The 7875-nt window shown below is 76.4% G+C and carries 6 protein-coding genes; 4 read left to right on the plus strand and 2 right to left on the minus strand.

Going from position 1 to position 7875, the window contains the following annotated elements:
• Positions 1–342: 342 nt before the first annotated feature.
• The 4 genes from AB0G56_RS14845 to AB0G56_RS14860 all read left to right on the plus strand — a co-directional run bounded on the left by AB0G56_RS14845 (position 343) and on the right by AB0G56_RS14860 (position 5497).
• Positions 343–858 carry a toxin gene (locus tag AB0G56_RS14845; protein ID WP_360968920.1) on the plus strand — a complete coding sequence of 172 codons (516 nt, stop codon included), beginning with the start codon at positions 343–345 and terminating at the stop codon, positions 856–858.
• The gene (locus AB0G56_RS14850) at positions 855–2687 is read left to right on the plus strand and encodes an MAB_1171c family putative transporter (RefSeq protein WP_360968923.1); all 1833 of its coding nucleotides are present in this window, start codon (positions 855–857) and stop codon (positions 2685–2687) included. The genes AB0G56_RS14845 and AB0G56_RS14850 overlap by 4 nt, the downstream gene beginning before the upstream one ends.
• 103 nt (positions 2688–2790) lie before the next feature.
• Positions 2791–3966 carry an MAB_1171c family putative transporter gene (locus tag AB0G56_RS14855; RefSeq protein ID WP_360968926.1) on the plus strand — a complete coding sequence of 392 codons (1176 nt, stop codon included), beginning with the start codon at positions 2791–2793 and terminating at the stop codon, positions 3964–3966.
• 25 nt (positions 3967–3991) lie between these two features.
• Positions 3992–5497: a pyridine nucleotide-disulfide oxidoreductase gene (locus AB0G56_RS14860; protein ID WP_360968929.1), complete on the plus strand. Its 1506-nt coding sequence runs from the start codon at positions 3992–3994 to the stop codon at positions 5495–5497.
• 399 nt (positions 5498–5896) lie between these two features.
• Here AB0G56_RS14860 and AB0G56_RS14865 read toward each other — a convergent pair whose 3' ends face one another.
• Both AB0G56_RS14865 and AB0G56_RS14870 read right to left on the minus strand, forming a co-directional pair.
• Positions 5897–6763, minus strand: coding sequence for an SMP-30/gluconolactonase/LRE family protein (locus tag AB0G56_RS14865; RefSeq protein WP_360968931.1), 867 nt, complete (start codon positions 6761–6763; stop codon positions 5897–5899).
• Positions 6760–7533: an IclR family transcriptional regulator gene (locus AB0G56_RS14870; protein WP_360968934.1), complete on the minus strand. Its 774-nt coding sequence runs from the start codon at positions 7531–7533 to the stop codon at positions 6760–6762. Before AB0G56_RS14870 ends, AB0G56_RS14865 begins: the two co-directional genes overlap by 4 nt.
• Between the last annotated feature and the right edge of the window lie 342 nt (positions 7534–7875).

Consider the following 7875-nt stretch of genomic DNA (forward strand, 5'->3'; position numbering starts at 1 on the left):
AGGCGTCCACCATTTCGGCCATGTCGGCGCCGGCACCGCCCTGGAAGGGGTTCCAGTACCGCACCCGGGTGCGGGCGCTCGCCGCCAGGATGTCGGCGCCCGTGCCGAGGGCGGCGAAACCGAAGCTTCCCGCCCTAACTGTTCGAGATTTCGACATCTGCTCGTAAGGTCGAACGATGCCGTGGAGTCGAAGCGCTTGCGCGTCAATGGGTCGAACAGGAACCGTCCAGGAGGAGCGCCGCGAAAGAACCTTCCCCCGGTGCGGGCGGCACGGGGATGATGGGGGCGGTCCCGGCAGATCAACGGGGGAACAAGGGGAAAAGGTTGCGTAGGAAACGGGAGATGCGGCGCCTCGCCGACGCTCTCATCGACCCCATCCGGGTGCCGGTCCCCGCGGACCCGGAGACACTGTTCGCCGCGCTCGTCGACTCGGTCAGCGCCTGGCGCGGGCGGCGGGTCGTCGTCCGGCGGGAGATCTTCCCGCCGCACACCGCGAGCGGGCTGTGGCTGGAGGGCGAGACACAGGACGTGGTGGTCGTCGACCGGCGGGCCGCCTCCTGGCACCAGATCGTGATCTTCTGCCACGAGGTGTGGCACATGAGCCGGCGCGACGCGGACGACGCGGCGGCCCCGGTCCCGCCCGGCGCCCCGCCCCGGCCCGTCGCCGCGCGCACCGACTTCAGCCTCGCCGACGAGCAGGAGGCCGACCGGTTCGGCATGCTCATGGGCGGCAGGCTGCGCACCTGGCTGGAGGAGACCCCGGCGGCCGCCGCGCCCCCGGCGGACACGGGCACCGAGGAGGACATCGCCGGGCGCATCGGGTCCGCGCTCAACTACCGTGGAGCGCACCGGCGATGAGCGGCCTGATCAACTACGTGAGCTGTGGTGCGCTGTGGCTGGGCCTGGCGGTGAAGACGCCCGACCTGGTGCGCCACCGGCACGACCCCTACCTGCGCGCGATCTGCGCGGTGCTGGCCCTGGCGGGCGTGTGCTTCCTCCTCGGGGCCGCCCCCACGGTCGGCGCGGTCAACCGGCTCAGCGGCGTGCCGAACCTCGCCGCGCCGCTCACCTACGCGTCGATCACCGCCTACAGCGCCGCCTCCCAGGTCCTCGTGGTCCACTGGCGCGGCGGGGACCGGGTGCGCCGCGTCACCCGCCGCTGGGTCGTCACCTACGCGTGCGTGGCCGTCGGCATCGCCGCCATGTTCGCGCTCGGCCGGGCGCCGGTGGAGCGCCGCACGGACCTGGACACGTACTACGCGACGACGCCCTTCATCGCCGAGATGATCGTGCTGTACCTGGCCGCGAACATCGCCGCGGTGAGCGTCACCACCGTCTCGGCGCTGCGCTGGGCGCGCCGGGTGCGGGGCTCGCTGCGCGCGGGCCTCGTGCTCCTGGGCCTCGGGTCGCTGTGCAGCGCGGGCTACGGCGTCACCAAGTCCGTGGCGGTCGCGGCCCGTTGGTGCGGGCGGGACTGGTCCTCGCTCAGCACCGACGTGTCCCCCGCCGCCGCGGCCCTGGGCGCGGTGGTCACCTCGGTCGGCATCCTCGTGCCGCTGGCCGGGCCCCGGCTCGCGCAGTGGCGGCGGTCCTGGCGGACGTACGTCCGGCTGGCACCGCTGGAGCGGGAACTGGACGACCTCCTCACCCGCCGCGCCCTCAGGCTGCCCCGCCCCCGCTGGGGCTCCCCCACCACACGGCTGATCTGGCGCCAGACCAGCATCCACAACGCGCTCAGCTACCTGGACGCCTTCTTCGACCGGGGCCTGTACGAGAGCACCCGCGCCAGGACCCTGGCGGCCGGGGGCGACGAGGAGCAGGCTCAGGCCGCCGCGTGGGCCGCGGTCATCCCCGCGGCACTGCGCCGGCACGGCGGCTCCACGGCGTGGGATGCGGACCCGGTCCGTACGGCGTCCGCGGCGGAGGCCGGCCTCGCGGCACTCGAAGCGGACGGCGCTCTCGCGGCGTTCGCCGCGGGCGGCCACCTCACGGCACTCGCAGCGGGCGGCCACCTGGCGGCGGCGGAAGCCGACGGGAGTCGTACGGCGCTGGAAGCCGACGGCGGCCTCACGGCGTTCGTGGCGGACGGCCACCTCACGGCGCTCGCGGCGGGCGGCCACCTGGCGGCGGGGGAAACCGACGGCAGTCGTACGGCGCTGGAAGCCGACGGCGGCCTCACGGCACTCGCGGCGGGCGGCCACCTCACGGCGGTGGAGGCCGAGGGCAGTCGTACGGCGCTGGAGGCGGTGGCGCGCGGTGCGGTGCCCGGCGGCGGTGCGCACGCCCAGGGCGCGTCCGGTCCGCGGCTGCGGGTACTCGACGGCGTCGGGCCGGTGGTGGGGCCCGAGGGCGTGGGCGGGCGGTGGCCGGTGCTGCTCGACGGGGTCGGACGGCCCCAGCCCGCCCCGGACGCGGAGCGGTTCGCCCCGGACGCGGAGCGGCTCGCCGCCGACGCGGAGCGGTTCGCCCCGGACGCGGAGCGGCCGGCGCCGGCCGCCGGGGAGCCGGTTCGGACCGCGCCGCCCGTGCCGGTCCCCGCGTCCCCGGCGGCACCCGGGGCGGACGGTGGGCCGGGCGGGCGGCCGGGCGGACGGGTGCCCGGGCCCGCGCTGCTCGTGCGGATCGCCGACGCGCTGGGCGCCGCGGAGCGGACCGCGCGCGGCTCGCATCCGTCGGAGGCGGTGTGACGGGGACACCGGTACCAGGAGCGGCACCTGCGTCAGCGCCTTGGCCTGCGGTGGGGGCGCGGCGCCCGCGGGCCGTCCGGCCGGGCGGGCGGGGGTGGCGCGGATGAGCCTCGTCGTCTACCTCGCGGCCGGCCTGTTCGGGCTGTCGGCCGTCGTGCTGTGCAGGCGGCCGATGCGGGCCGTACGGGACCCGCTGACCGTGTCGACGTGCGTGGCCATCGTGCTCGGCTCGCTGGTGTTCGTCTGCTCGGCGCCGCTGACCCTGGCCGCCGTCAACGGCCTCACCGGCATCCCCAACTTCGGCGCCCCGCTGACGTACGGCATGCTCTGCGCGTACAGCTGCTCGCTGCTGATCCTGCTGATCCACTGGCGGGGCGGTCCCCGCGAGCAGGTCCGGCGGATGGTGCTGCGCAGCATCGCCGCGTACGTGCCGCTGGTCGCCGCCATCGTCGTGCTGTTCATGCTGGGCGACGCCCGCACCGAGCGGCTCAACGACCTCGACACGTACTACGCCAACACGCCGTACCTGTGCGAGATGATCCTGCTCTACCTCATCGGCCACAGCGCGGCGACGCTGGCGATGTGCGCGCTGTGCGTGAAGTGGAGCCGCGAGGTCACCGGGCTGCTGCGGACCGGGCTGCGGCTGATCCTCGCCGGGTCGGCGCTGGACGTGGTGGGCTTCCAGCTGACCAAGTACACGGCGGTCGCGGCACGTTGGACGGGTCACGACCTGGACGTGCTGTCCACGCAGGTCGCCCCGCCGCTGGCCGCCCTCGCCGCGCTGCTGTGCTCGGCCGGCTTCGTGCTGCCCCGGCTGCTGCCGTCGGTCCTCGCGCAGGTGCGCAGCCTGGACGACTACCGCAGCCTGGGGCCGCTGTGGACGCGGGTGCGGTTCGTGTCGACCGCGCCCAAACCGCCCAGCGGCTGGTGGCAGTTGCCGCGGGCGCGCCTGCACTGGCGCGAGGTGTCCATCCACGACGCCCTGCTGGGCCTCGCCCCGTACTTCGACGACTCGGTCCGCGAACGCGCCCTGGCCGCCGCCCGGCGCGCGGGCCGCACCGCGCACGACGCCCGGATCGCGGCGGAGGCCGCGATGCTCGCCGACGCCGCGCGCCGCGCCGCCGCCCGCGAGGAGCCCCTGCCGACGCCGAGCGGCTACCGCCTGCACGCCACGGAGGTGTCCGGCACGAGCGGGCTGGTGGAACTGGCGCAGGCGCTGGTCCGGCCGCCCGCCGGCACCCCCGTACGGGGAGGAACGGTGCGGACCTCCCATGGCTGAGCCCGTGATCCACCCAAGGAGTCCCATGCCCCGGTCCCTGTCCTCTCCGTCCCCCCGCTCCCGCCGGCGCAGAGCCGTCGTCGTCGGTGCCGGCCTGGCCGGCATGCTGGCCGCGGCGGCCCTGTCCCCCGTCGTGGACGAGGTCGTCGTACTCGACCGGGACGAGCTGCCCGACGGGCCGGAGCACCGCAAGGGGCTGCCCCAGGGCCGCCACGCCCATCTGCTGATGGCCGGCGGCCTGGCCGCCATGGAGGAACTGGTGCCCGGCGGCGGCGTGCGCGAGCGGCTGCTGGCGGCGGGCGCCCGGGAGATACCCCTCGGCTCGGGCATGCTGGCCCTCACCTCCGAGGGCTGGTTGCGGCGCTGGCGGCACGACGGTCCGCGCATGCTCAGCTGCACCCGGGCCCTGCTGGACTGGACCGTGCGGGACGCCGTCCTCACGCACACCAGGGCGGAGGTCCGCAGGGCCCGGGCGGTGGGGCTGGTGGGCGACGCGGAGCGCGTGCGGGGCGTACGGATCGCGGCGACCGGCCCCCGGGGGACGGAAGGGGCGACAGGGGCGGGAACAGGAGCGGGCGCGGGTGAGGAGACCGAACTCGCCGCCGACTTCGTCGTCGACGCGAGCGGGCGCGGCTCACGGATCGTCACCTGGCTGGAGGAGATCGGCGTCGCGGGCGTGCGGACGAAGAGCGTCGACTGCGGCCTGGTCAACGCCACCCGCGTCTACCGCACGCCGGTGGGGGCCGAGCAGTTCCCGCTGACGATCGTGCAGGCCGACCCGTACCGCTGCGAGCCGGGCCGCAGCGGCATGGTCCTGCCGATCGAGCGGGACCGCTGGATGGTCAGCCTCGCCGGGACGCGGGGCGGCGGCGAGCCCCCGGCCGACCCGGAGGGCTTCCTGGCCTACGCGCTCGCGCTGCCGGACCCGCTGGTGGGCCGCCTCGCCTCCGGCGCCGAACCCCTCACCGGCGTGCACATCAGCCGCAGCACCAGCAACGTACGGCGGTACCTGGAGAAGACCGCGCGCTGGCCGGAGCGCTTCGTGGCCCTCGGCGACGCGGTCGCCACCTTCAACCCGGCGTACGGGCAGGGCATGTCGGTGGCCGCGCTCGGCGCGCGGCTGCTGGCCGAGGAGGTACGGCGCACCGGCCCGGACGCGGCCGGCCTGGCCCGCCGGGTGCAGCGCGGGGCCGCCCGGTCGGTCGGCGCGGCCTGGGCGGCGGCGGTCGGCCAGGACGTCTGGTACCCGGACACGCGCGGCGCCCGCCCGACCCCGGCGGACCGGCTCACCACGGCCTACAGCCGCCGGCTGACCCGGACCGCCACCGGCTCCTACCGGGCGGCGGCGGCCCTGTGGGACGTGACGAGCCTGCGCACCGGACCGGAGCGCCTCTTCCGCCCCGGCACCCTCCTCGACGTCGCCTGCGGGCCCCTGCTGCCCCCGCTGTCCGGCCCCCCGCTGACGGCGTCCGAACGCAAGGTCCTGGCGGAACTGGAGCGGACGGGGGCGGAGGCCGGTACGGGACGGTGACGCGCGGCACCGGAGCGCGCGGAGCCGGAGCGCGCGGGGCCGGAGCGCGCGGGGCCGACGGGCTCGGGGCCGACGGCGCGGAGCCGGAGCGTGCGGGGCCGACGGGGGCGGAGGCCGGTACGGGACGGTGAACGCGCGGAACCGGAGCGCGCGGGGCCGACGGGCGCGGAGCCGGAGCGTGCGGAGCCGACGGGGGCGGGGCCGACGGGCGCGGAGCCGGAGCGTGCGGAGCCGACGGGCTCGGGGCCGACGGGCGCGGGGCCGACGGGCGCGGAGCCGGAGCGTGCGGAGCCGACGGGCGCGGAGCCGACGGGCGCGGAGCCGGAGCGCGCGGGGCCGACGGGCGCGGAGCCGTGGCCGGGGGGCCGCGGGCGCCGGTGCGCGCTGCCCCGGCCGCCCTCAGCCCGCGAACGCCGGCTGGGGCAGGCCGCTGCCCGCGTCCGGTACCACCAGCAGGGAGCCCGCCACCGGGGGCGGGGCGCCGAGGCCGGTGCGGGCCGTGGTGACGTACAGGTCGGTCAGCCCGGCACCGCCGAAGGCGCAGGCCGTGGGGCGCGGGACCGGCAGGGCGACGACCCGGTCCAGCGCGCCGTCGGGCGTGTAGCGCCGGACGGCGCCGCCGTCCCACAGCGCCACCCACACGCACCCGTCCGCGTCGACGGTGAGCCCGTCCGGGAAGCCGGCGCCCTCCTCCACCTGTGCCAGCGGCCGCCTGTTCACGACCTGCCGGCCGCCGTCGAGGACGACGTCGAGGACGTCGATCCGGCGGGTCGGTGTGTCCACGTAGTACATGCGGCGGCCGTCGGGGCTCCAGCCGGTGCCGTTGCTCACCGTCACGTCGGTCAGAACGGGCTCGGCCGTACCGTCGCCGGTGAGCCGGGTCAGCGTGCCGCCGCCCCTGGCCTCGTCGTAGCGCATGGTGCCCGCCCACAGGGAGCCGTCGGGTGCCACGGCCGCGTCGTTGCCGCGGCGGCCGGGCACCGGGTCGCGGTGCAGCCAGCGGAAGGCGCCCTCAGGGCCGGGGCCGACCAGGGCCACCCCGTCGCGCAGGTTCAGCACCAGGCCGCCGCCGGTACGGGGCTTGGCCGCGCCCACGTGCTGCCCGGTGGTGCGGACCGTGCGCCGGCCGGACGCCGGATCGTAGGAGTGCACCCGGGAGGCGAGGATGTCGACCCAGAGCAGCACGCCCGCCGCCGGGTCCCACGTCGGACCCTCGCCCAGCTCGGCCCGGGCCCGTACCACCACCTCGCACGCCGCCGCCGTCATGCCGCGCTCCGGTGGCCGAGGCGCTCCGACAGCTCGGCGGCGCCCTTCACCGCGAGCTGTTCCAGCTCACCCCTGCGCTCCTCGCTCCAGCGGATCATCGGCACGGAGATGGACAGGGCCGCGACCACCTGGCCGGTACGGTCGCGCACGGGGGCGGCCACGCAGCTGACGTCGGGGTTCGACTCGCGGTTCTCCACGGCCAGGCCGCGGCGCCGGATCTCGGTCAGGGCCTCGCGCAGGGCGGCGGGGTCGGTGATGCTGTCGGGGGTCATCGCGACCAGTTCGGCGCCGTCCGGGACGCGGGCGGCGAGTTCGGGCTCGGGGAGGGAGGCGAGCAGCATCTTGCCGACCGAGGTGCAGTGGGCCGGGAGCCGGCGGCCGGCCGCGGAGACCATGCGGACCGCGTGCGTGGAGTCGACCTTGGCGATGTAGATGACGTCGGCGCCCTCCAGGATCGCCACGTGCACGGTCTCGTCGCAGGTCTGAGCGACGGACCGGGCGACCTGCTGGCCCTCGGCGGCGAGGTCGAGCTGTTCGGCGTAGCGGCTGCCGAGCTGGTACGGGCGTACGCCGAGCCGGTAGCGTCCGGGCCGGCCGGTCACCGGGACGATGTACTGGCGGGCGGCGAGCGTGGTGACCAGTTCGTGCACCGTGGTGCGCGGCAGCTGGAGCCTGCGCACGATGTCGGGGGCGGAGAGCGTGCCGTCCCCGTCGAGGAACAGCTCGAGTATGTCGAGAGCCCGGGTCACGGCAGGTACGAGGCGTCCCACGACCGGTCCCCTCCCTGAATCAAGGCCTGTTCGAGATTTCAACAGACGATCGGCATGACGAACAGCATGACGAACACAGGCTAGCCATCGCGGGGGGTGCGGGCAATGGGGCGGGAGGGGGTGAGGGATGAGTGATCGGGGGCGGCGCGCAGGAAGAGAGCGACGGGACGGCAGGGCGAGGAGCGGCGCGGGCAGGAGAGCGACGGGTGGCGGGACGAGGAACGGCGCGGGCAAGAGAACGGCGGGGCGGCAGGGCGAGGAGCGGCGCGGGCAGGAGAGCGACGGGTGGCGGGACGAGGAACGGCGCGGGCAAGAGAACGGCGGGGCGGCAGGGCGAGGAGC

The organism is Streptomyces sp. NPDC021356, assembly GCF_040641015.1.
Taxonomy (GTDB): Bacteria; Actinomycetota; Actinomycetes; order Streptomycetales; family Streptomycetaceae; genus Streptomyces.